Below are 22,278 nucleotides of genomic sequence, written 5' to 3'. Positions count from 1 at the left end.
TCTCCTTTCCCGCTACAGTTATTCATCCACGGCGATTAAGGAGAAGATCATGCTCTATATCTTTGATTTAGGTAATGTGATTGTCGATATCGACTTCAACCGCGTGTTGGGCACATGGAGCGATCTGAGCCGTGTACCGCTGGCCTCGCTGAAGCAAAGTTTCACCATGGGGGAGGCTTTTCACCAGCACGAGCGAGGTGAAATAACGGATGAAGCCTTTGCCGAGGCACTATGTCATGACATGGCGCTGCCGCTAAGTTACGAGCAGTTCTCTCACGGCTGGCAGGCCGTTTTTGTGGCATTGCGCCCTGAAGTCATCGACATCATGCATAAACTGCGTGAGCAGGGGCATCGGGTGGTCGTTTTGTCGAATACTAACCGTCTGCACACAACATTTTGGCCGGATGAATATCCTGAAATTCGTCAGGCTGCTGACCATATTTATCTTTCCCAGGATCTGGGCATGCGAAAACCGGAAGCGCGGATTTACCAGCATGTCCTGCAGTCTGAAGGTTTTTCTGCGGAAGATGCGGTCTTTTTTGACGACAACGCCGATAATATTGAAGGAGCTAACCGGTTAGGGATTACCAGTATCCAGGTCGTCGATAAAACGACCATTCCTGACTATTTCGCGAAGTTGTTATGTTAAAAAATGTTCAGCAACAAGCCAGGCATCATACGCGTCCTGTACGGGCCTGGCTGAAGCTACTATGGCAGCGGATTGATGAGGACAACATGACGACGCTGGCAGGGAATCTTGCCTACGTTTCACTGCTCTCATTAGTGCCGCTTATCGCCGTTGTGTTTGCTCTTTTCGCCGCATTTCCGATGTTTTCCGACGTCAGTGCCCAGCTACGTCATTTTATTTTTGCAAACTTTATCCCGGCGACGGGAGACGTCATCCAGCGTTATATCGAACAGTTTGTCGCCAACTCGAACAAAATGACGGCCGTTGGGGCATGTGGGCTGATTGTCACGGCGTTATTGCTGATGTATGCCATTGATAATGCTCTGAATACTATCTGGCGCAGTAAGCGCACTCGTCCCAAAGTTTACTCTTTCGCCGTTTACTGGATGATTTTAACGCTGGGGCCGCTGCTGGCGGGGGCCAGTCTGGCGATCAGCTCTTATTTGTTGTCATTGCGCTGGGCCAGCGATCTCAACTCGGTGATTGATGACGTCTTGCGTATTTTCCCTCTGGTGCTTTCCTGGCTCTCGTTCTGGCTGCTTTACAGCATTGTACCGACTACGCGTGTGCCCAATCGTGATGCGGTTATTGGCGCCTTTGTGGCCGCCGTGTTGTTCGAGGCCGGAAAGAAAGGATTTGCGCTCTACATCACGATGTTCCCGTCGTATCAGCTCATTTACGGTGTCCTGGCGGTGATCCCCATTTTATTTGTCTGGGTATACTGGACGTGGTGTATCGTCTTGCTTGGCGCGGAAATAACTGTCACTCTCGGGGAATACCGCAAACTTAAACAAGCCGCAGAACAAGAAGAAGCAGATCAACCATGATTGCATTAATTCAGCGCGTAACCCGTGCCAGCGTCACCGTGGAGGGCGAGGTGACGGGTGAAATTGGCCCAGGACTTTTGGTCTTGTTAGGTGTCGAAAGGGATGATGACGAACAGAAAGCGAACCGTCTGTGCGAGCGCGTACTCGGCTATCGAATCTTTAGCGATGCCGAAGGGAAAATGAACCTCAACGTGCAGCAATCAGGTGGCAGTGTGCTGGTGGTTTCACAGTTCACGTTGGCGGCAGATACCGAACGCGGCATGCGCCCGGGGTTTTCGAAAGGCGCTGCGCCCGAGCGGGCAGAAGCGCTGTATGAATACTTTGTTGAGCGTTGCCGCCAACAGGAAATGAATACGCAAACCGGTCGATTCGCTGCGGATATGCAGATTTCACTGGTTAATGATGGCCCCGTGACGTTCTGGTTACAAGTATGAACCAGCTACCGGTGTGGCCGCGGGCAACAAGAGAGAATACGACTATGTATCACCTTCGAGTACCGCAAACAGAAGAAGAGTTGGAGCGTTACTACCAGTTTCGCTGGGAGATGTTGCGTAAACCGTTGCACCAGCCAAAAGGCTCCGAACGGGATGCCTGGGACGCGATGGCGCATCACCAGATGGTGGTGGACGAAGAGGGAAATCTGGTCGCGGTCGGGCGTCTGTATATCAATGCGGATAACGAAGCCTCAATACGCTTTATGGCCGTTGACCCCTCTGTGCAGGAGAAAGGGCTGGGCACGCTGATGGCGATGACCCTGGAGTCTGTGGCGCGTCAGGAAGGGGTAAAGCGCGTAACCTGTAGCGCTCGTGAAGATGCGGTCGAATTTTTCGCCAAACTGGGGTTTGTGAGTCAGGGCGAAATTACCACGCCGCAAACCACGCCGGTGCGCCATTTTTTGATGATTAAGCCCATCGCAACGCTGGACGACATTCTCCATCGCGGGGACTGGTGCGGACAGCTACAGCAAGCCTGGTACGAACATATTCCATTGAGTGAGAAAATGGGCGTGCGCATTCAGCAGTACACCGGGCAGAAATTTATTACGACGATGCCAGAGACTGGCAATCAGAACCCGCACCATACGCTGTTTGCCGGAAGCCTGTTTTCACTGGCGACGTTAACGGGCTGGGGGCTTATCTGGCTGATGCTGCGCGAGCGTCATCTGGGGGGGACGATAATCCTCGCCGACGCGCATATCCGATATAGCAGGCCAATTACCGGGAAACCTACCGCTATTGCCGATCTGGGCTCGCTGAGCGGTGACCTGGACCGTCTGGCAAGAGGCCGCAAGGCGCGCGTTCAGATGCAGGTCGGGGTGTTTGGCGATGACACGCCGGGCGTCGTATTTGAAGGTACCTACATTGTGCTACCCGCGAAACCGTTTGGCGCATATGAAGAGGGCGGGAATGAGGAAGAGTAGTTTCTCTAGTTAATATGCAATATTGGGTTCATTTGCTGATGTAAAATGCGGATTATGAAAATGCCATAATCCGCATTTTGATAAAAAATTGCATGTTGGCGGTGGTTGTATTGACGGGTACCTTCCTTAATTTCAGAGCTGTTGCGACCCATCAAAGGGTTTTTCTCTAATAGTAATAAAAGCTGCTCCAACTCAGTCGTGTATTTATCTGCATGTTGATAACTGAATTTTCTCCAGGTGTATTCATAGATAGATTCAAAGTCTTCGACTGCCCGATTAGAGAGTTTATACATTCAGACTGCGCTTCTTCCTGAGCGCGACCTCCTGTAGAGTCAGGTCGCTTGTGCCACTGTGTATCCCATCCTCCAGCGCGTCGCGTAATGCATTATTTCGCAATTCTTGTTCCTCCAGCAAACGCAATGCCGAACGAACAACTTCGCTGGTGGAGCCATAGCGCCCACTTTCAATCATTTCGTTAATAAAACGATCGAGATGCTCGCCGATTGTAATGCTGGTAGTTCTGGGCATAAGTTTGTCCTTTGTGTTATCTATTCACACAAGATAGCACCCGTGGACGAAAACATAAACAACCCTAACGGCCAAGCCGCCAGGCCACATCTCGCATAACATTTCGTGCCGCTTGGCTCACTCCTGCCAGCTGGAAAAATCCGTGGATAACGCCAAGATAGCGTTGGCAGGTGCACTCCACGCCCTGCTCCAGGAACCGTTGATACAGGGCCTCGCCCTCATCGCGCAGTGGGTCGAATTCGGCTGTAATGATGTGCGTGGGCGGCAGACCGTTGAAGTCTTCACGCCAGACTGGGCTGGCTTCGGGATGCCGCAGGTCGGTTTGCGGCAAATACATCTCGTAGCCCGAAAGCAACGTGTCACGTGTGATAATGTAATCCTGCCCATTTCGGTCGTAGCTCTCAAACCTGGCGGTTGCGTCCAGCATCGGGTAAATCAGCATTAGCTGCGCAGGTTGCCATTGATTGGCAGCTTTCAGGCGCAGTGCGGTGACCAGCGCCAGATGCCCGCCCGCGCTGTCGCCAGCAAGCGTAATCCTGCCGCGGTCGACACCCAGTTTCTGGGCATACTTCCAGATAATATTGGCTCCCGTTTCAGCGTCGTTATGTGCAGCCGGGAAAGTATGCTCTGGTGCGAGGCGATAATGCACCGCAATGACTCGACAGCCGCTGTACCAGGCGAGCTGCCTTAGCTGGTTATCATGCGTCGCGAATCCGCCACTGACAAAGCAGCCACCGTGATAATAGATAACGCAGGGTCGATTTCCCGTGGCGTCTCGCGGCGAAACAACGCGAAATGTCATTGCATCGAGTTCAATATCTTCAACCTGTACGCGGGTTTCAGTTTCTCCTGCCAGTACCGTGCTGGCAATGTAGCCAGCTCTCCGGTCATCAATATTTTGCTCGCGCGAAGAAGGGCGTCCCGCCGCGATAAATGCCTCAACCAGCTGTGCAATCCCGCTTTCCAGTGCCATTTATTATTTTCCTTATCTGTATGGATATACAGTTTTATAACCTGGATAGCCACGAATGAGAATGGGAAAAGTGACGGGTGTACGATTCTGGAAAGCGGCTCGCAAAAGTAAAAATCGTTCGCGTGAAGGCTATTTTCTCGCTTTTCTCGGGTGTATGTTGTGTGGAAATTAATCGCCAATGATATACTGGAGATATATGTGAGTATGATGGCTGGGATGGATATGGGCAGAATTTTACTCGATTTATCAGACGAAGTGATCAAACGTCTTGATGATCTCAAGGTGCAGCGTAATCTGCCGCGGGCCGAGCTTTTGCGGGAGGCTGTTGAACAGTATCTTGAGAGGCAGGATCAAGCTGAAACGACAATTTCACGTGCTCTTGGGCTATGGCAAGGTTGTGAGGAAGATGGCGTTGATTATCAGCGTAAACTCCGTGAGGAATGGTAATGGTCACAGGATCTGCGCTTTTTGATACCAACATCCTCATCGACCTGTTTAGCGGGCGAAGTGAAGCAAAACTAGCGATAGAAACATGGCCGCCGCAGAACGCAATCAGCCTCATTACATGGATGGAGTTGATGGTGGGCGCAAAAAAATATCATCAGGAATCTCGCACACGCGTTGCGCTAGGCGCTTTTAATGTGATCGGTGTTTCACAGGATATTGCTGAACGAAGCGTGAGTATCAGGCAGGAATATGGGATGAAATTGCCGGATGCCATCATTTTGGCCACTGCGCAGATTCATCGTCTTACACTGGTTACGCGTAATACCAGGGATTTTGCAGGCATATCCGGCGTGGTCACACCGTATACGTTATAACCCGGGCGACCTGCGCCGCCCGGTAGTGCGAAGAACTTACTCCCCTTCACCCGGGAACAGGAACGGGTTGATGGAGCTGCGGGCAAAGCCCTCTTGCTCCATGTGTGCGTCCAGCATCAGTGAAGCGAGATCGTCGGCTACGGCCTCGACTTTCGGGTCTTTTTCCTGATAGAGAATCTTCAGGTAAGTCCCGCAATCGCCGCAGCTTTCAGCTTTAATTGCCGCCTGTTCGTTATCCAGCGACCAGTAGTTCAAATCACGGCTCTGCTCACAGTTGCTGCACTTCACGCGCACCACGTGCCACTCGGTTTCGCACAGGTTGCAGTGCAAATAGCGCAGCCCCTGAGTGGTACCGATTTGCACCATGCTGGATACCGGCATTGAACCACACACCGGGCAGTACTGACGCTGTTCGCCGTATTCCGCACGGGCTTTGCCGGGGATCAGGCTCGCCATCTGCGCCCAGTAGAGCGACAGGGCAGCCCAAATGAACGGTGCTTTGTCGCTGCTGACGGAGGCGAAATCGGAGGCAAACAGCGCGCTGGCCATCAGTTCCAGCTCCTGCTCCGAGGCTTTTTCCAGATTCTCGATCACGGCCAGCGCAGGGCCGCTCATTTCCGGCTTCAGCTCAGCAATTAGCGATTGCAGCAGTTTTTGCCAGTGCTTGTCGCGTGGCAGAACGTGGATATCCAGTGGCGGTTTGCCCTGATCGTTCGCTTCTTTGATGCGAGCGGTCAGATCCATCTGCAGCGGATGGTCGTACAACACCACTTCCTGCGCGTGAGCGATCAGCGCGGCAAAACGCAGGTAATCACCCAGCGGGTTGTTCTCGGCCAGCTCGCGCAGACGTTCAGCGCGGCGGTTATACAAATTTTTGAGTCTGGGGAATAATAACGGCGGAATCATATCCGCCGTGCGTTTCTCGCTCTTCTCCAGCTCATCTTGCGGGATTATGCGAATACTCATTCAGATGACTTTTCCTGTTTCTGGCGGACTTCACGGTACCAGCGCGGGTGATGTTTCTTCGCCCATGAGCTGGTAACCCATCCTTCCACCATCGCGGTAATGGTGCCTTTCACCCAAAGGGCGGCGTAAATGTGCACCATGATAACCACAATTAACGCTACTGCGGCAAATGAATGCAGCATTAACGCGAATCGGATCACCGGGATTGAGAAAGCAGGCGCAAAATACGGACGCCAGATGACCACTCCGCTCACCAGCAACAGGACCAGGAAGATAATCGCCGCCCAGAATACGCATTTCTGGCCGAAGTTATAACGTCCCGTGTCACCTACTTCCTCGTTGACGACAATCTTACGAATATTCTTCGCCCAAAAGATATCATCCCGATTGATTAGATTGTGGTGCCAGTAACGGAAAAACATGATGATAAACGAGGCAAACATGATCACGCCGACAAACGGGTGCACAATTCGCGCCAGTTGCGGCGTACCCATGATGTGCATCAGCCAGTTAAAAGACGGGAAGAGAAAACCCATCCCGCTCACTGCCGCCAGAATGAAGCAGAAGGCGGTGATCCAGTGGTTGATGCGTTCCGGCGCTGTGTAGCGCACGATGGTGTCACGTCGTTTCATTTGCGCACCTCGTCTTTTTCTTCATGCAGATTGTCTTCTTCCTCTTCCGCACGGTTCGGGCCTACGCCGACGTAGTGGAAGATACTGGCCGCAAATGTCGCTGCAAAGCCGACGGCTGCGAGAGGTTTCCAGATGCCTTTCCAGAACTTCACGGTGGCGCTGATTTCCGGGTTCTCCGGCAGACCGTGGTACAAATTCGGCTTGTCCGCATGGTGCAATACGTACATCACGTGCGTACCGCCAACGCCTGCCGGATCGTACAGACCCGCGTTTTCGTAACCACGCGTTTTCAGCTCCGCCACGCGCTCACCGGCCAGCGTTTTCATCGACTCTTTAGTGCCGAAATGAATTGCGCCGGTTGGACACGTTTTCACGCAGGCTGGTTCTTGTCCGACCACTACACGGTCAACGCACAGCGTACATTTGTAAACGCGGTTGTCTTCCGGGTTGAGGCGCGGCACGTCGAACGGGCAGCCCGCGATACAGTAGCCACAGCCGATGCACTGCTCGGACTGGAAGTCGACGATACCGTTGGCATACTGAATGATTGCTCCTTCGGCCGGACACGCCTTCAGGCAGCCCGGATCGGCGCAGTGCATACAGCCATCCTTGCGGATTAGCCACTCCAGTTTGTCGTTTTGTTCCACTTCCGAGAAGCGCATTACCGTCCAGGATTTAGCGGTCAAATCAGCCGGGTTGTCGTACACCCCAACGTTGTTGCCCACTTCATCACGGATGTCGTTCCATTCTGAACACGCCACCTGACACGCTTTACAGCCGATACAGGTGGTGACGTCGATAAGCTTCGCCACCTCTTCCTGATGGTCCCGCGCCTGAGGCGCGGGGGTGAAACCGTTAGTGGCGGAACGACGAATGATGTCTTGCGATTGATAAGCCATAGGTCGTCTCCGTTACACCTTTTCCACGTTCACGAGGAAGGACTTAAATTCCGGCGTCTGCGTGTTCGCATCACCGACGAATGGCGTTAACGTGTTAGCGATAAAGCCTTTTTTCGCCACACCTTCGTAGCCCCAGTGAATCGGGATTCCGATAGTGTCGATATCCTGACCGTTGGCCTTCAACGTGCGAATACGTTTGGTCACCACCGCTTTGGCTTTAATGTAGCCACGGTTAGAGGAGACTTTGACGGTATCGCCATGAGAGATACCGAGCTTATTCGCCAGCTTCTCGCCAATTTCCACAAACTGCTCCGGCTGGGCGATAGCGTTAAGCAGCGCATGCTTAGTCCAGTAGTGGAAGTGCTCGGTCAGACGGTAGGTCGTACCGACGTACGGGAACTTATCCGCTTTACCCAGTGCTTCCGCGTCACCTTTAAAGATACGTGCGGCAGGGTTAGAGATAACGTTCGGGTGCAGCGGGTTAGTCCCCAGCGGCGTTTCAAACGGCTCGTAGTGTTCCGGGAACGGACCTTCTGCCATCTTATCGATAGCAAACAGGCGTCCCATCCCTTCCGGCTGCATGATGAACGGCCCAACGTTGCTGCCCGGCGCGGCGGCACTGTAGTCAGGAATATCCATCCCGCTCCATTTCGCCCCGTCCCATTTCAGGATCTGACGTTTTGGATCCCACGGATTCCCCTGCGGGTCAGCGGAGGCGCGGTTATACAGAATGCGGCGGTTGAGCGGCCACGCCCATGCCCAGCCCAGCGTATTGCCAAGGCCTGACGGATCGGCGTTATCGCGACGTGCCATCTGGTTGCCTTCCGGCGTCCAGCTACCGGCAAAAATCCAGCAGCCGCTGGAGGTGGTACCGTCGTCACGCAGTTGGGCGAACGAGCTAAGCTGTTGGCCTTTCTTGACGATAACGGCACCGGTGGCCGGGTCGATAATGTCGGCCAGGGCTTTACCGTTGCTCTCCATCGCCACTTCTTCCGAAGCCGGTTCGTGTGGGGTGGAGTAGTTCCAGGTCATGCTCAGTACCTGTTCCGGGTTCGCGCCACCCTGCTCGGCATACATCTTGCGCAGACGCAGGAAGATACCGGCGAGGATTTCACCATCGGTAACGGCAATCCCCGGGGCATCCGCACCTTTCCAGTGCCACTGCAGCCAGCGACCGGAGTTGACGATAGAACCGTTCTCTTCGGCGAAGCAGGTGGACGGCAGACGGAATACTTCAGTCTGGATTTTCGACGGGTCAACATCGTTCGACTCACCGTGGTTCTGCCAGAAGGTGGAGGTCTCTGTGTTGAGCGGGTCGATGGTGACCAGGAACTTCAGTTTGGACAGTGAAGCCACAACCTTGTTTTTATTCGGGAATGATGCGACCGGGTTAAAGCCCTGGCAGATATAGCCATTCACTTTGCCCTGGTTCATCATCTCGAAGTACTGCAGGACGTCGTACCCTTTATCCCACTTCGGCAGCCAGTCGAAGCCCCAGCTGTTTTCCGCTGTCGCTTTATCGCCAAAGAAGGCTTTCATCATCGAAACGAAGAATTTCGGGTAGTTGCCCCAGTAGTTCACCTGGCCTTCCAGCAACGGTTTTGGCGTGTTGGCGGCAAGGTAAGTTTGCAGGTCAGTTTGCTTCTCGCTTGGCAGCGTCATGTAGCCCGGCAGGCTTTGTGACAGCAGACCTAAGTCGGTCAGACCCTGAATGTTAGAGTGTCCGCGCAGAGCGTTAACGCCGCCGCCTGCCATCCCCATATTGCCCAGCAGCAACTGGATCATCGCCATGGTACGGATGTTCTGCGCACCAACGGAGTGTTGCGTCCAGCCCAGTGCGTACAGGAACGACGCGGTTTTATCTGGGCGGCTTGTTTCTGCGATGTACTCACAGACCTTCAGGAAGTCGGCCTTTGGCGTACCGCAGATATTTTCTACGACGTCCGGCGTGTAGCGGGAGACGTGCTGTTTCAGCAGGTTCCATACGCAGCGCGGGTGTTGCAGGGTGACATCGCGTTTGGCGAAGCCTTTTTCATCCAGTTCGTAGTTCCAACTGGTTTTGTCATACTTGCGTTTGTCCGCGTCGTAGCCGGTAAACAGGCCATCTTCGAAACCGTAATCCTCACGCACGATCAGGCTGGCGTTGGTATAGGCTTCAGTGTATTCGCGGTTGAATTTTTCGTTGTTCAGCAGGTACAGCAAAACGCCTGACAGGAAAGCAATGTCAGTACCGGAACGAATCGGAGCATAGAAATCAGCCACCGCCGCGGTTCGCGTAAAGCGCGGATCGATAACAATCAGCTTCGCGCCGTTGTGAATTTTGGCTTCCATCGCCCAGCGGAACCCGACCGGGTGAGCTTCAGCGGCGTTACCGCCCATCACCACAACGAGGTTGGCGTTTTTAATGTCGACCCAGTGGTTGGTCATCGCACCGCGACCAAATGTTGGAGCAAGACTTGCTACCGTTGGTCCGTGTCAGACGCGTGCCTGGTTGTCGACCGCGAGCATACCAAGCGCGCGGGAGAATTTTTGTGTTAAATAGCCGGTTTCGTTACTGGAAGCGGAAGCACACAGCATCCCGGTGGAAAGCCAGCGGTTAACGGTTACGCCTTCGGCGTTTTGTGCAACGTAGTTAGCGTCGCGATCTTCTTTCATCAGCTTAGCGATGCGGTCAAATGCCTCATCCCAGCTAATCTGTTGCCACTTATCAGAGCCAGGTGCGCGGTATTCCGGGAATTTCAGGCGGCTTTCAGAGTGGATGAAGTCCACAAGTCCTGCCCCTTTCGGGCACAGTGCGCCACGGTTCACCGGGTGATCCGGGTCCCCTTCGATATGGAAGATGGATGCTTTGGCGTTTTTTGCTCCGTCACCGAGACTGTACATTAACAGTCCACAGCCAACGGAACAGTAAGTGCAGGTGTTACGGGTTTCGCGGGTGCGCAGCAATTTATATTGCCGTGTTTCCGCTAGCGCTACGCCGGGTGCAAAGCCCAGTGCCGCTGCCGTGGTGCCTGCCATACCGCCAGCGCAGATCTTAAAGAACTGCCTTCTGCTGACCTGCATGGTTCGCTCCTTGTTTCGACATTGTCACGTTCCCTTCGTTTTCCTATAACGCGAACGCGAGGGAAGTGGTTGTTATTTTTCTTTGCGGACGGGACCGCAAAGGTCCAGAATTGGGTGAATTTCCCTCCGTCCAGGAGGGGTTTGTAAAGAATACCACAATGTTGGTATGCGTGTTCCAATACGGTTAAAAGAAAGTGAATAAGATTATTCAAGAAAACATCAAGAATGTGACATCTCCGACAGGATCTCGTCAGTTGACCCTCTGGAAGCGCGAGGACTTGCAACATCCTCAGCCAGATGAGGTAGCTGAGGAAGTGCCTGTGGCACTGGTATACAACGGGATTTCACACGTGGTGATGATGGCATCACCGAAAGATCTTGAGCACTTCGCGATGGGTTTTTCACTTTCTGAAGGCATTATTGAGTCCTCGCAAGATATTTACGGGATGGACGTGGTGCCTTCCTGCAGCGGATTAGAAGTGCAGGTTGAGCTGTCCAGCCGACGCTTTATGGGGCTGAAAGAGCGTCGTCGCGCACTGGCCGGTCGGACTGGCTGTGGTGTTTGTGGCGTGGAGCAACTTAATGATATTGGCAAACCGGTCCAGCCGCTGCCGTATACCCAGACATTCAATCTGGCGCATCTCGATAACGCCTTAAGGCATCTCCCTGATTTCCAGCCTGTTGGGCAACTGACAGGCTGCACGCACGCGGCTGCCTGGGTACAGCCGTCAGGTCATCTGGCGGGCGGACATGAAGATGTTGGACGTCATGTTGCGCTGGATAAACTGCTGGGGCGACGTGCGATCGAAGGGGAAACCTGGCAGCAGGGCGCGGTATTAGTCTCCAGCCGCGCCAGCTACGAGATGGTGCAGAAGTCGGCAATGTGCGGCGTGGAAATCCTGTTTGCTGTTTCTGCGGCGACAACGCTCGCTGTGGAAGTTGCCGAACGCTGTAACCTGACGCTGGTGGGTTTTTGCAAACCGGGCAGGGCGACGATTTATACACATCCCGAGCGTCTGATAACTGAGTAACCAGTATTCAATTAATTTGAATAATACTGGCAAATCCTTCCGCTTTTAGTTGTGCGATGAGATGGCTATTATTTATCACATCAAGGCACGGTGCCTTAATCAAACAACTAAGTTAAAGGGTTTATATCATGAAAAGCATCAAAACTTTTGTCGCAGTTATCGCTCTGGCTACTTCTTTCGGTTCTTTCGCTGCTCAGACAGTTACCGCAACTGGTTCTACACTGGAAAGCGCTGAAGCAAAAATTGCCGCTCAGGCTGAACGTGCAGGTGCCAGCGATTATAAAATCACTCAGGCATACACCGGCAACCGCGTGCACATGACCGCTGAACTGCTGAAATAAGATACCTCAGTACTGTCGAAAGAGCGCCCTTGAGGCGCTTTTTTCATTTCCGGCATTCACTGCCTGAGCAATGCGATAAACGCGTTATAGTCTTTCAATCTCGCAATAGTTTCTGCCGGATGGCTGCTCAGCACGCTGGATAAATAACTGAAGATTTTTAGCTCATGCCGCGCCTCGGCGGCGGCACAGGCGATCAGGACATGGCTGACCGGTTCGTTATTCACCAGAATAGGGTGTGCGAGGGTAATAAAGAAACCACGAAAGCGGCGCTCCTGTTCGCTCCAGCAATGAGGAATCGCCAGGCGATTCACGATCAGGTTTTCACCTTCATGCTCCCGGGCGCAAATGCGCAGCGCTTCGTCCTCGGTGATATGGCTCTGTGCCACAAGCTGGCCGCAGATCCGGCCGATGATACTCTGCCAGCTTTCGGCCTTCATATTGGCGTAATGGAAGCTGCCCGGCTGTAAAAAGAAACGTTCGGGCTGCTGGCGGATAAAGGCCGTCGCGAGGAAGTGTTTAATCTGCTCGGTACCCGCAGAGGTGATGATATTCTTGATGGTTAAGGTGTTTTTTATAGATTCATCAAGTAAATAGTGACTATTGTTGATGATTAACACTGGGGTGATTTCTTCACTGATGGCGCTGACTTCACTCGTATTTCGCGCAATGATCACCCGACAATTCAGAACATCTCGCTCAATGGCCTGTTGGTTGATGGTGGCGATAGCATTCTGGTCGGATAACAAAATGACCGGCTGGCGCTCGTTTTGATGGCGCTCTAGGGCGCAGGCGAAGTAAAGCCCGATGAGGTCGCTATCGAACAGTGGGATATCCAGTTTTTCACGCAACAGGGCAATAAAACGCAGACTCAAATCGAAGGCGGCAGGCCAGGTCGACTTCAGGTTGTGCATACTGCTCTGGCGATGTTCCGGTACCCAAACCGGGGCAGACACGCATCTCAGCAGGTGGCCGGTAATATTATCAACCAGTTGGGTATCGATAACGTTCAACGCAGCGATGCCGGGAACGCTTTTTAACAACAAGGTCACCGCATCGGCAGAAATTGTCATTGCCTGCTGTTGTCTGATTTCCAGAAGGCCGATCAGTGTTCTGAAGGCGTTCTCGCCCAGGTAGACTCCTCCTTGTTCCACCGCATTTTTCAGTGAAACATACCGACACTCCGGCCATGATCCGGAGAGCTGGTTACGCAGGGCATAGACGGCCAGCACCAGACTTGCCAGGTACTCTCCCGAGATGAGCGGGAATTCATTAAGTTTTTCACATGCTGCATTGAGCCTGTCGATGTTGTCTCGGGTAATACCCGGCAGTGGAATTAAGAGGGGATCTTTTTTAAGCAGATTCGCCAACAGGATAATGCGCTTTTCTTCCGGTTCATCAATGAAATGACCGACGCCCGGGCGGCTGGCAAGACAAAAGGCGCGCTCATAGCGCTGCTTCAACCGTGGGAGACGATCGGCCACCCAGGTTTCAGGTAAATTGAGCGCCGAAGCCAGCTGTACACGCGGTGTAAAGGTATTGAGCAGAAGAAAGGCCAGCAACCGGTCATCATTATCATGGCGTTGCAGAAGCTGAAAATAACCGCGTCTGTCGACAATTTCCAACTGATAGCCCGCACTGCCGCCGGGCTGAATGCGGGCCTTACCGCTGAGGGTAAAATTGAGGTAGTCAATATCGCGCAGGATGGTTCTGCCTGAAACGCCAGTTTGCCGCGCCAGGTCGCCCAGCAAACACGGCTGCTGTTCAAGAAGATCCACCAATTTTAACTGGCGTTCCGAAAGCATTAACTCTCCCGGCGAAAGTCAGTAAACGCGCGGACCTTTTCGGTCGACAGCGAGGTGAGCAGTTCGTGCACCAGCGTAAACAGCGCGTCGTAATCCGATGCGGAAATCATGCCGCTGTTGGCGTGGAGATAGCGAGTCGGCAGGCATAGTGCCGCCACCGGACGACCGCCGCCCATAACGTTATAGCGTCCACCGTCCGTCGCCCCGGTTTTCATGGTGCAAAACTGCAATGACGCACCGCTGTTTTCTGCACACGCTTTTAATGTGGCAACCAACTGCTGATTAGGGAAATAGCGCTTATCGAACAGCATCAGCCCTGGGCCCTCGCCAAGCTTGAGTGGGTATTTAATGCTGTCGATTCCGGGCACATCGCCCGCAACCGCAGTATCCAGCACGATAACCACATCGGGCTTGATATGCTCCGCTGAGGTTTGCGCCCCGCGTAGACCCACTTCTTCTTCCACGCTGCCCACGCCGTACAGGGTAATTTCAGGGTTATTCACGGTTTGTAAAAGCTCGGCCATCAGGGCGCAGCCGACGCGATTATCCAGCGCTTTGCCGACGATCTTATCTTCGCCCCAGCGAGCGAAATTGGCTTCCGGGCTAACGAAATCACCGATCGCAATTCCGCGGTTTTCTACTTCTTCGCGGCTGTTGGCACCAATATCGATGAACATTTCGTCAAATGTCAGAGGTTGCTGTTTCTGCTTTTCCGTTAAGGCGTGCGGTGCTACGGAGCCGATTATGCCAGGGATTTTAACGCCCTTGCGGGTACGGATGGCGACCCGGTGGTTCAGCATCGACTGGCTCCACCAACCGCCAATGGTGGTGAAGCGCAAAAAGCCGCTTTCGTCGATATGCGTGACCATAAAGCCCACTTCATCCATGTGACCGACGATGGCAACCTTCGGCCCACGGTTACCCTTGCGTGCGACAAAGCTGCCGAGGCCGTCAAAAGTGATTTCATCGACGCTGGAATCCAGCGCATTAATGAGAAGAGTGCGAACTTCCTGCTCATCACCGCTGACGGCGCTGGCTTCGCATAACTGCTGAAGTAACTCAATGTTCATGGGCAAGCTCCTGCTGTGCGGCTTTACGTTTCAGCCACAATCCTTTCAGGATGATAATTAACGAAATATTCAGCGCCAGACCGATAGCCAGCACCAGGTAAAATGACCCCACCGGAGACATCAGGCCAATCAGCGGATCAAAGATACCTAAACCCGGCGCGAGACGTTTGATTCCAAAGGCGATGACCAGCATGCCGGTAATACCACCGGAGAGCGTATTGGCGGTAATCATCGGCAGCGGCGCGGCCAGCGCATAGGGGATTGCCGGTTCGGTGGCGACGGTGGCACCCACCACAATCGCACTGCTGGCGGCGGCCTTCTCCTGCTGGGTAAACAGTTTTGGCGCTAAATAGGTAGCGATACCTGCCGCGACGGGCGGCATCAGCGCCACCACGCCGACGATGGCGTACCAGTCATAGATATGTTTTTCCAGCAGTGAGAAGCAGAAGAACCAGGCCGTTTTATTGATTGGCCCGCCCATATCAAATGCCAGCATTGCGCCAACGAGGAAGGCTGCGCCCATTTTCATTGATGGTGGAATGGTGTTCAGGAAGTGCAGCAGCCCCCCCATGATGTCGGACATCACCGGGCCGATGACGTAATAAGTCAGGACGCCAAACACCAACAAAGTGACAAACGGGATCAGCATGGAGCCGAGCAGCGGCTGCAACGCTTTGCCGAGTCGAACCTTGCGAAACCAAAGCACAAAGTAGCCAATTGCCAGCCCGAGTACGACCGCGCCGAGAAACCCCGCGCCGGACTGGGTGCCGAGAAGACCTTTATCGTTCGCCAGGTAACACACCAGAAACGCCGGGGCAAAAGCGGGCTTATCGGCAATCGACCACGCGATGTATGCCCCCATAATGGGGATCATAAAGGTGAAACCCAGATAGCCGATGGATTCAACAACCCAGGTGAACGACGGCGCACCTTTCGACATATCGGCATAGGGCAAACCGAACTGTACCAGCATATTAGCGATGGCAACCAGAATACCGCCGCCAATAACAAACGGCAGCGCGGCGGAAACGCCAGCCATCAGGTGGCTCATCACGCTACCGTGCTGGACCTCCTGTTTTCCCAGCTTCACGCTGCTATCAGTGGCAAAAAGTTGTGAATGAGTCGGTAACTGCGTAAAAATCAGATCGATATTTTTCAGCGCCTGGGAAATGGCTATTTCATAGACTTTTTTCCCGGCGAAACGCGCCCGGTCTTCACCGCTCAGGCCACGACCTGTAGCCAGAATAACGTAATCGGCAGCGGCAATTTCTTCACTGGTCAGTCGGTTTTCGACGCCGCTTGAGCCCTGGGTTTCGACTTTAATCGTATGGCCGAGCGAGCGCGCTTTTTGCTCCAGCGCTTCTGCCACCATATAAGTGTGGGCGATACCCGCCGGACAGTTGGTAATCGCCACTAAACGCAAGGATGACTCCATAGCCGCTTCCTTATGAGGTTAAGGTCAGATTGAGCAGGGCGAGCACCTGGTTGGTGTCGCCTTGCTTCAGTTGGTTGATGAAATCTTGATGGATAATTTTGCGGCACAGGGTGCCGATAATTTTGACCTGATCGTCCTCGCCCGTTTGTGGCACGCCGAGGCAGATCCAGCAGTTAACGTCCTCGCCGTCGCTGGCTTTCCAGTCCACTTTTTCTGATTTGCGCGCGAACAAGACGAAGGGGCGTGTGATACAGGCGCTTTTACCGTGTGGGACGGCAATGCCCGAACCAAAGCCGGTGGAATGCAGCTTTTCGCGTATCAGCAGCGTTTGCAGGAAGGCGCTGCGGTCAGAGACGTAGCCATTTTGAAGCGCCATATTCGCCAGTTGCTTGAGGATGGCATAAACGCTATTCCCCTGAATATTCAGGTCAATGCAGTTAGCTGTAAGGGCTGTCATGGTGGTACTCCGTTAAAAACTGTTTGATTTGATTTTAACGGTGAGATGGTGAAGAGATGAGCAGCAATATGTCAGCGGGAAGTGACAATTTGAGGCAGAGTTAGCGCCTGGTTTTGTGGGGTAAAACACATAACGCTACAGGTGATTACCCTGATGAATATTTCGCCAGGGTAATTATATAGTTAGTGTATGCCCACCATTCGTAACAGCGCGGTTACCACTGCGGCGGCAACGATCACCACGATCAGCGGCATCTTACGCCAGGCGAGAAATACCGCAAAAGCCACGCCGAGTACGCGCGCCATTCCGGCAAAGTGTTCGCCCTCGTAAAAGGTGGTCGCCAGCGCAACGGAGAACAGTAATACCGTTGCGGCGTCGGAAAGCAGCGCCTGCGAGCGTTCTGAGAACGCTAAACGGTTTCCAAGCTTGGCTCCCCCTAAACGCATTAAATACGTTCCCACAGATAACATGGCGATACCGACGATAAACAGCGTCATGTTGCCCATTATTTTTTCCTCGTCAGTAAGCCAAAGAGTGAGAGCAAAACCGGTAAACCGACCGGCGCAAAGGGAATGGCGGCAAGCGACAACGTGGCGCCGCTACAGGCACGAATCAGCGTAGTGCGGTTTTTGAATGCCGGGACGACCAGAGCCAGCAGAATGGCAGGGAAGACGGCATCCAGACCGATGGTTTCCGGGGCAGGGAGCAGTTTGCCGACGCCTGCGCCGATCAGGGTGCCAACAGGCCAGAAAATTGCGACGCCCAGACCGCACAGCCAGTAGGCGGCTTTACGCTGCTCTGGCGTTTTTTGCGACAGACCGAACACCACGCTTTCGTCGTTCATAATATGACAGCCGAGGAAACTGGCAGCTCGGGTGCCCACCAGATCGCGCACGGTGACGCCGAACGGCACGTGTCGGGCGTTAACCAGTAAACCGGCAGCCGCAGCCGCCAGTGGATTACCACCGCTGGCGATAATGCCGATAAACATAAACTCGGACGCGCCCGCCAGCACAGTAATAGAGAGTACAAACGGTACCCACAGCGGGAAGCCGTAGGCCATCGCCAGCGAGCCGTATGACATGCCGACTACACCGACGGCCAGACAGACTAAAAATATTGCTTTTATCGTGTCGCCTTTGAGACTGGAAAAATAATGTTTCATACCGTTTTAGCCATATCGAACGAGTTTCCATTATAATGAACGCGACCAATTGGCTTTACAAGTCGAACAATTCGTTCGATATAAAAAACATGGAGTCGTGAATGACCCAGCCCATCAGTATGATCGCGAAAAGTCTGGTGCGTGAACGTCAGCGCACCGGTTTGTCGCTGGCGGAGATTGCCCGTCGCGCGGGGATTGCAAAATCGACACTCTCGCAATTGGAAGCGGGCAATGGAAATCCTAGCCTGGAAACGCTCTGGTCGCTGTGTGTGGCGTTAGATATTCCCTTTGCGCGCTTGCTGGAACCGCAGGAGCAAAAAACGCAGGTGATTCGCCGCGGCGAAGGGACAAAAGTCGTGGCTGAGCAGGCCCACTATCAGGCCATTTTACTGGCCGCCTGTCCACCGGGCGCGCGGCGGGATATCTATCTGCTGCTGACGCAGCCGGGCGCGGATCGTATTTCACAACCGCATCCACCGGGATCGGTTGAACATATTATCGTAACGCAGGGTAAGGCGATGGTGGGATTGACGGAAGCGCCGGAGGAGTTAGGTGAGGGCGATTATATTTGTTACCCCGCCGATCAAGCGCATATCTTTAAAGCACTGGAGCCTGACACTCAGGCGATTCTGGTTTCTGAGCAGAGTTAATTGAACGCATATTAAATAAAGGCGCGGCGATTATTGTTCGCGCTTTTATTATTTTTAATTATATTTTGTTGTTATTCATATAAAATTGTTTTTATTATTTTTCGTTAATTTCAGCACTATTGTTATATCCCTCACATTCTTAATTATATCTACGTTACACATAATAAAATCAGTATGATAATAAATATTAACCTGCACTGGTGCCACGTTTTAATGTTCTGAATTTATTTCAGTCATCGGTATCGTATTACCTATAAAAATATTTTTTGGATTTGCATGTTGCGCGTCTTCCGGTCGGAAGACGTTGGACGATCTTTATTTCAAGGAAAGCAAATAATGAAGAAATCGACATTAGCTTTAGCAATAGGTCTATTATTAGTGGCAAATAATGGCTTTGCTAAAACGCAAAAAATGACTCTGGAACAGCGGCTCGAACAACTGGAGGCTCGGCTGGAAGCTGCGGAAAACCGCGCGGCAAAAGCGGAAAATCAGGTGCAGCAATTGCAGGTACAGCAGGCTGCGGAGATCCAGGAAATTAAAGTTGCTCAGGGAAATACGCCAGTCAACGGCACTACGCCCGCGCAAGAGACCAAAAAGAACGCCACCACCCCTAACCTGGTGCTCTCCGGCTATGGCGATCTGAAAATCTACGGCGACGTGGAATTCAACATGGATGCGGAAAGCAACAAAGGCGTGCTGGCGGCAACCAATTCGAATGTGGGCGACCCAACCAATGAACGCTGGGATCTGAACGGACGTATCCTGCTGGGCTTTGACGGTATGCGTAAGCTGGATAACGGCTATTTCGCCGGTTTTTCAGCGCAACCGCTGGCTGACATGACGGGTTCGGTCAATCTTGATGACGCCGCTTTCTTCTTCGGTCAGGAAAATGACTGGAAAGTAAAAGTCGGTCGTTTCGAAGCTTACGATATGTTCCCGCTGAATCAGGATACCTTTGTTGAGCATTCAGGGCATACCGCCAACGATTTGTATGATGACGGTAGCGGCTATATCTACATGATGAAAGAAGGTCGTGGCCGTTCAGATTCCGGCGGCAGCTTCCTGATGAGCAAACAGCTCGATAACTGGTATTTCGAGTTAAATACCCTGCTGGAAGATGGTACCTCGCTTTATCAGGATAGCCGCTATCATGGTCGTGAAATGTCGCAGGAGAAAAACGTGGCTTATCTGCGCCCGGTCGTAGCCTGGACGCCGGTGGATGCGCTGACGATTTCTGCGGCCATGGAATCGAACGTTATCAATAACGCCTATGGATATACCGATCCGCTATCAGGCAAGTTTGTCGATCAGTCCGATCGTACCGGTTACGGTATGACGATGACCTGGAACGGTATGAAAGCCGATCCGGAAAATGGCCTGGTGTTTAACCTGAACACCGCTTATCTCGATGCGGATAACGAAAAAGATTTTACGGCGGCGGCCAACGCTCTGTGGAAGCGCTTTGAACTGGGCTATATCTATGCTCATAACAAGATCGACGAATTTAACGGTCTGATCGATCACGATGATAATGACTGGTTCTACAATGAGGGCACTTACGATATTCATACCATTCACGCGTCTTATTTAATTCCGAACGTGATGGATATGCAGAACTTTAATATTTATCTCGGCGCTTATTATTCGATGATTAACAGCGATAACAGCAATCCGGAGAATTATACCGACGACGACGACCGTTACGGCGCGCGTCTCCGTTTCAAATACTTCTTCTGATTTTCCGTTCTCAGGCGCCTGGATTCAGGCGCTTTTTTCTTAGAGCCTGGTCATCAGGCTTTTATTTCCCCACCCAGTTATTTTTGATTTTGAACTTGTCGGCGCGGTTGTAGCTACACGAGTAGTTAAATGCCGTCCCATCTTCCAGTTTGGTGACGCCGGAGACTTTCAGCATTGGCAAGCCTGAGCAGGTGCCGGGTCGTGGGGAAATGGCGTGGATGACAAAACGAACGCAATGCTGCTGACGGGAGAAAAAGGTTTCCTCCCCCGTCAGGGGAGGAAACAGAGCGGTTAAGGCAGATAAAACACTTCTTTTAGCTCAGCGCTGACCGGGCTGTTGTCCGGGTTTGCCGGCATTACATCACGCATATGCTTCCACCAACGCTGGCAAACATCGGTGCTGGCAACGACGTTCCAGCGCTCTTCTGACTCAATCTCGACGGTGGCGAACAGCAGGTTGCGTTCCTGGTCGAGATAAATCGCGTAGTGATGGGCACCGTGTTCTTTCAGCACCGCTTCCAGTTCTGGCCAGATGGGATTGTGCCGACGTTGATACTCAACGTGCGCGTCGGCATTCACCTGCATCACAAAGGCCTTGCGGATCATAACGCCTCCAGATACAGCTCGCGGACCTCGTCGCGGCTGGCGGTGCGTGGGTTACACGGCGCGCACGGATCGGCCAACGCTTTATCCAGCCAGCCTTCAATATCCTCTTTCGTCACGCCAAGGGAACTAAAGCCAGCCGGAATACCTACACGTTTGCTCAGGGCACGAATCGCGGTGATGGCCTCCATGCTTGCCGCTTCGTCGCTCATCCCGCGGGTGTCCACTCCCATCGCCTGCGCCACTCGGGCAAAACGCGCCACGGCGTTCGGGCGGTTAAAGTTTTCGATGATCGGCAGCAGGATGGCGTTGCAGACGCCGTGCGGCAGATTATGGGTCGCGCCTGGCTGGTGTGCCAGCGCATGCACCAGACCCAGACCTGCGCTGTTGAATGCCATACCCGCCAGATACTGACCAAACGCCATTTGCTCACGGGCCTCGAGGTTATGACCATCGTCGACCGCTTTCGGTAGCCACAGGTTGATCAGGCGAATTGCTTCCAGGGCGTTGGCGTCGGTGAGCGGATGCGCGCCAACGGAAACATAGGCTTCCACCGCGTGAGTCAGGGCGTCCATGCCGGTTGCGGCGGTAACGGAGGCTGGGATTTCCAGCATCACGCTGGCGTCATCCACGGCGATATCCGGGATGATGTTCGGGTCGATGATCACCTCTTTGACCTTGCGGGCAGAGTCGATAATCACCGCGTTGCTGGTCATCTCTGCTGCTGTACCAGCAGTGGTATTGATGGCAACCAGCGGCACGCCTGCATTTTTCACTTTGCCCACGCCGGAGTAAGCGGTAGAAGGGCCAGGGTTGGCGGTCAGGATCTTCACCGCTTTGGCGGTATCGATCGGGCTACCTCCGCCGAAGGCGATAATATAGTCACATTCTGCCCCCTGATATGCCGTAAAACCTTTCTGTACCAGCTCTTCTGTCGGATTCGGGAACACCTCATCAAACAGGTGGTAAGACATTTGATGTTCATCCAGTGCGGCAAACAGGCTATCCAGCAGGCCCAGCTTCATCAGCTGACCATCGGTGACGATCAGTGCTTTGCCCCATTGTTTATTCGCCACGAGATTCACCATATCGGCAATCGCGCCGGCGCCATGCAGGCTAATTTTTGGCAGTGCCAACATAAAGCTCATCACTATTCTCCTTAAAAAAAAT

General features: G+C 53.1%; 25 protein-coding genes. 10 read left to right on the top strand and 15 right to left on the bottom strand.

Annotation, left to right across the window (positions count from 1 at the left end):
- Positions 1–49: 49 nt before the first annotated feature.
- The 4 genes from yihX to fabY are packed head-to-tail and all read left to right on the top strand — an operon-like array spanning position 50 to position 2,935.
- A complete protein-coding gene (gene yihX / locus HVZ52_RS22105; RefSeq protein ID WP_016155174.1) occupies positions 50–649 on the top strand; it encodes a glucose-1-phosphatase in 600 nt (199 codons plus the stop codon).
- On the top strand, positions 643–1,515 hold the full coding sequence (locus HVZ52_RS22100) for a virulence factor BrkB family protein (protein ID WP_019077938.1): 873 nt from the start codon (positions 643–645) through the stop codon (positions 1,513–1,515). Before yihX ends, HVZ52_RS22100 begins: the two co-directional genes overlap by 7 nt.
- On the top strand, positions 1,512–1,949 hold the full coding sequence (dtd, locus tag HVZ52_RS22095; protein WP_149382140.1) for a D-aminoacyl-tRNA deacylase: 438 nt from the start codon (positions 1,512–1,514) through the stop codon (positions 1,947–1,949). Before HVZ52_RS22100 ends, dtd begins: the two co-directional genes overlap by 4 nt.
- A gap of 44 nt (positions 1,950–1,993) precedes the next feature.
- The gene (fabY, locus tag HVZ52_RS22090; RefSeq protein WP_003825286.1) at positions 1,994–2,935 is read left to right on the top strand and encodes a fatty acid biosynthesis protein FabY; all 942 of its coding nucleotides are present in this window, start codon (positions 1,994–1,996) and stop codon (positions 2,933–2,935) included.
- A gap of 5 nt (positions 2,936–2,940) precedes the next feature.
- On the opposite strand, the gene HVZ52_RS22085 is transcribed toward fabY, so the two are convergent.
- The 3 genes from HVZ52_RS22085 to HVZ52_RS22075 form a co-directional block, all read right to left on the bottom strand.
- Positions 2,941–3,228, bottom strand: a complete 288-nt coding sequence (locus HVZ52_RS22085) for a type II toxin-antitoxin system RelE/ParE family toxin (protein ID WP_181598702.1) — start codon at positions 3,226–3,228, stop codon at positions 2,941–2,943.
- Complete coding sequence (locus HVZ52_RS22080; RefSeq protein ID WP_016155179.1) at positions 3,221–3,463, bottom strand: type II toxin-antitoxin system ParD family antitoxin; 243 nt, start codon at positions 3,461–3,463, stop codon at positions 3,221–3,223. The genes HVZ52_RS22085 and HVZ52_RS22080 overlap by 8 nt, the downstream gene beginning before the upstream one ends.
- Before the next feature lie 64 nt (positions 3,464–3,527).
- Positions 3,528–4,436 carry an alpha/beta hydrolase gene (locus HVZ52_RS22075; protein ID WP_181598701.1) on the bottom strand — a complete coding sequence of 303 codons (909 nt, stop codon included), beginning with the start codon at positions 4,434–4,436 and terminating at the stop codon, positions 3,528–3,530.
- A 204-nt stretch (positions 4,437–4,640) separates the two neighbouring features.
- On the opposite strand from HVZ52_RS22075, the gene HVZ52_RS22070 reads away from it, so the two are divergent.
- Positions 4,641–4,883 carry a CopG family transcriptional regulator gene (locus HVZ52_RS22070; RefSeq protein ID WP_016155181.1) on the top strand — a complete coding sequence of 81 codons (243 nt, stop codon included), beginning with the start codon at positions 4,641–4,643 and terminating at the stop codon, positions 4,881–4,883.
- Positions 4,883–5,257 carry a type II toxin-antitoxin system VapC family toxin gene (locus HVZ52_RS22065; protein WP_016155182.1) on the top strand — a complete coding sequence of 125 codons (375 nt, stop codon included), beginning with the start codon at positions 4,883–4,885 and terminating at the stop codon, positions 5,255–5,257. The genes HVZ52_RS22070 and HVZ52_RS22065 overlap by 1 nt, the downstream gene beginning before the upstream one ends.
- A gap of 36 nt (positions 5,258–5,293) precedes the next feature.
- Here HVZ52_RS22065 and fdhE read toward each other — a convergent pair whose 3' ends face one another.
- The 4 genes from fdhE to fdnG are packed head-to-tail and all read right to left on the bottom strand — an operon-like array spanning position 5,294 to position 10,817.
- Positions 5,294–6,223 (bottom strand): formate dehydrogenase accessory protein FdhE, encoded by a 930-nt coding sequence (gene fdhE, locus HVZ52_RS22060; RefSeq protein ID WP_003028685.1) that lies wholly within the window; start codon positions 6,221–6,223, stop codon positions 5,294–5,296.
- A complete protein-coding gene (gene fdoI / locus HVZ52_RS22055) occupies positions 6,220–6,855 on the bottom strand; it encodes a formate dehydrogenase cytochrome b556 subunit (protein ID WP_003028686.1) in 636 nt (211 codons plus the stop codon). Before fdoI ends, fdhE begins: the two co-directional genes overlap by 4 nt.
- Positions 6,852–7,754: a formate dehydrogenase O subunit beta gene (fdoH, locus tag HVZ52_RS22050; protein ID WP_003028691.1), complete on the bottom strand. Its 903-nt coding sequence runs from the start codon at positions 7,752–7,754 to the stop codon at positions 6,852–6,854. The genes fdoI and fdoH overlap by 4 nt, the downstream gene beginning before the upstream one ends.
- A gap of 12 nt (positions 7,755–7,766) precedes the next feature.
- A complete protein-coding gene (gene fdnG / locus HVZ52_RS22045; protein ID WP_088583081.1) occupies positions 7,767–10,817 on the bottom strand; it encodes a formate dehydrogenase-N subunit alpha in 3,051 nt (1,016 codons plus the stop codon).
- A gap of 194 nt (positions 10,818–11,011) precedes the next feature.
- Here fdnG and fdhD point away from each other — a divergent pair, with 194 nt between their 5' ends.
- The gene (fdhD, locus tag HVZ52_RS22040) at positions 11,012–11,848 is read left to right on the top strand and encodes a formate dehydrogenase accessory sulfurtransferase FdhD (RefSeq protein ID WP_094761753.1); all 837 of its coding nucleotides are present in this window, start codon (positions 11,012–11,014) and stop codon (positions 11,846–11,848) included.
- A gap of 128 nt (positions 11,849–11,976) precedes the next feature.
- A complete protein-coding gene (locus HVZ52_RS22035; RefSeq protein ID WP_003825262.1) occupies positions 11,977–12,189 on the top strand; it encodes a DUF1471 domain-containing protein in 213 nt (70 codons plus the stop codon).
- Between the two features lie 56 nt (positions 12,190–12,245).
- On the opposite strand, the gene HVZ52_RS22030 is transcribed toward HVZ52_RS22035, so the two are convergent.
- The 6 genes from HVZ52_RS22030 to HVZ52_RS22005 form a co-directional block, all read right to left on the bottom strand.
- Positions 12,246–13,991 (bottom strand): putative frv operon regulatory protein, encoded by a 1,746-nt coding sequence (locus HVZ52_RS22030; RefSeq protein WP_181598700.1) that lies wholly within the window; start codon positions 13,989–13,991, stop codon positions 12,246–12,248.
- Entirely contained in the window at positions 13,991–15,061 is a 1,071-nt protein-coding gene (locus HVZ52_RS22025; RefSeq protein WP_181598699.1) for an aminopeptidase, read from the bottom strand. The genes HVZ52_RS22030 and HVZ52_RS22025 overlap by 1 nt, the downstream gene beginning before the upstream one ends.
- Positions 15,051–16,496, bottom strand: coding sequence for a PTS fructose-like transporter subunit IIBC (locus HVZ52_RS22020; RefSeq protein ID WP_047357775.1), 1,446 nt, complete (start codon positions 16,494–16,496; stop codon positions 15,051–15,053). Before HVZ52_RS22020 ends, HVZ52_RS22025 begins: the two co-directional genes overlap by 11 nt.
- A gap of 10 nt (positions 16,497–16,506) precedes the next feature.
- The gene (locus HVZ52_RS22015) at positions 16,507–16,953 is read right to left on the bottom strand and encodes a PTS fructose transporter subunit IIA (protein ID WP_181598698.1); all 447 of its coding nucleotides are present in this window, start codon (positions 16,951–16,953) and stop codon (positions 16,507–16,509) included.
- A gap of 182 nt (positions 16,954–17,135) precedes the next feature.
- Positions 17,136–17,459: an AzlD domain-containing protein gene (locus HVZ52_RS22010; protein ID WP_181598697.1), complete on the bottom strand. Its 324-nt coding sequence runs from the start codon at positions 17,457–17,459 to the stop codon at positions 17,136–17,138.
- The gene (locus HVZ52_RS22005; protein WP_016155191.1) at positions 17,459–18,118 is read right to left on the bottom strand and encodes an AzlC family ABC transporter permease; all 660 of its coding nucleotides are present in this window, start codon (positions 18,116–18,118) and stop codon (positions 17,459–17,461) included. The genes HVZ52_RS22010 and HVZ52_RS22005 overlap by 1 nt, the downstream gene beginning before the upstream one ends.
- 101 nt (positions 18,119–18,219) lie before the next feature.
- On the opposite strand from HVZ52_RS22005, the gene HVZ52_RS22000 reads away from it, so the two are divergent.
- Complete coding sequence (locus tag HVZ52_RS22000) at positions 18,220–18,768, top strand: XRE family transcriptional regulator (RefSeq protein ID WP_016155192.1); 549 nt, start codon at positions 18,220–18,222, stop codon at positions 18,766–18,768.
- A gap of 336 nt (positions 18,769–19,104) precedes the next feature.
- Positions 19,105–20,505: a carbohydrate porin gene (locus tag HVZ52_RS21995; protein WP_181598696.1), complete on the top strand. Its 1,401-nt coding sequence runs from the start codon at positions 19,105–19,107 to the stop codon at positions 20,503–20,505.
- A 291-nt stretch (positions 20,506–20,796) separates the two neighbouring features.
- Here the strand turns inward: HVZ52_RS21995 and rhaM are convergent, their stop codons facing one another.
- Both rhaM and fucO read right to left on the bottom strand, forming a co-directional pair.
- Positions 20,797–21,111: an L-rhamnose mutarotase gene (gene rhaM / locus HVZ52_RS21990; protein ID WP_181598695.1), complete on the bottom strand. Its 315-nt coding sequence runs from the start codon at positions 21,109–21,111 to the stop codon at positions 20,797–20,799.
- Positions 21,108–22,256, bottom strand: coding sequence for a lactaldehyde reductase (gene fucO / locus HVZ52_RS21985; protein ID WP_181598694.1), 1,149 nt, complete (start codon positions 22,254–22,256; stop codon positions 21,108–21,110). Before fucO ends, rhaM begins: the two co-directional genes overlap by 4 nt.
- Between the last annotated feature and the right edge of the window lie 22 nt (positions 22,257–22,278).

The organism is Citrobacter sp. RHB36-C18, assembly GCF_013814485.1.
Taxonomy (GTDB): Bacteria; Pseudomonadota; Gammaproteobacteria; order Enterobacterales; family Enterobacteriaceae; genus Citrobacter; species Citrobacter braakii.
The sequence above is the reverse complement of the archived record's forward strand: the minus strand, read 5'-3'. Positions and strand labels throughout refer to the sequence as shown.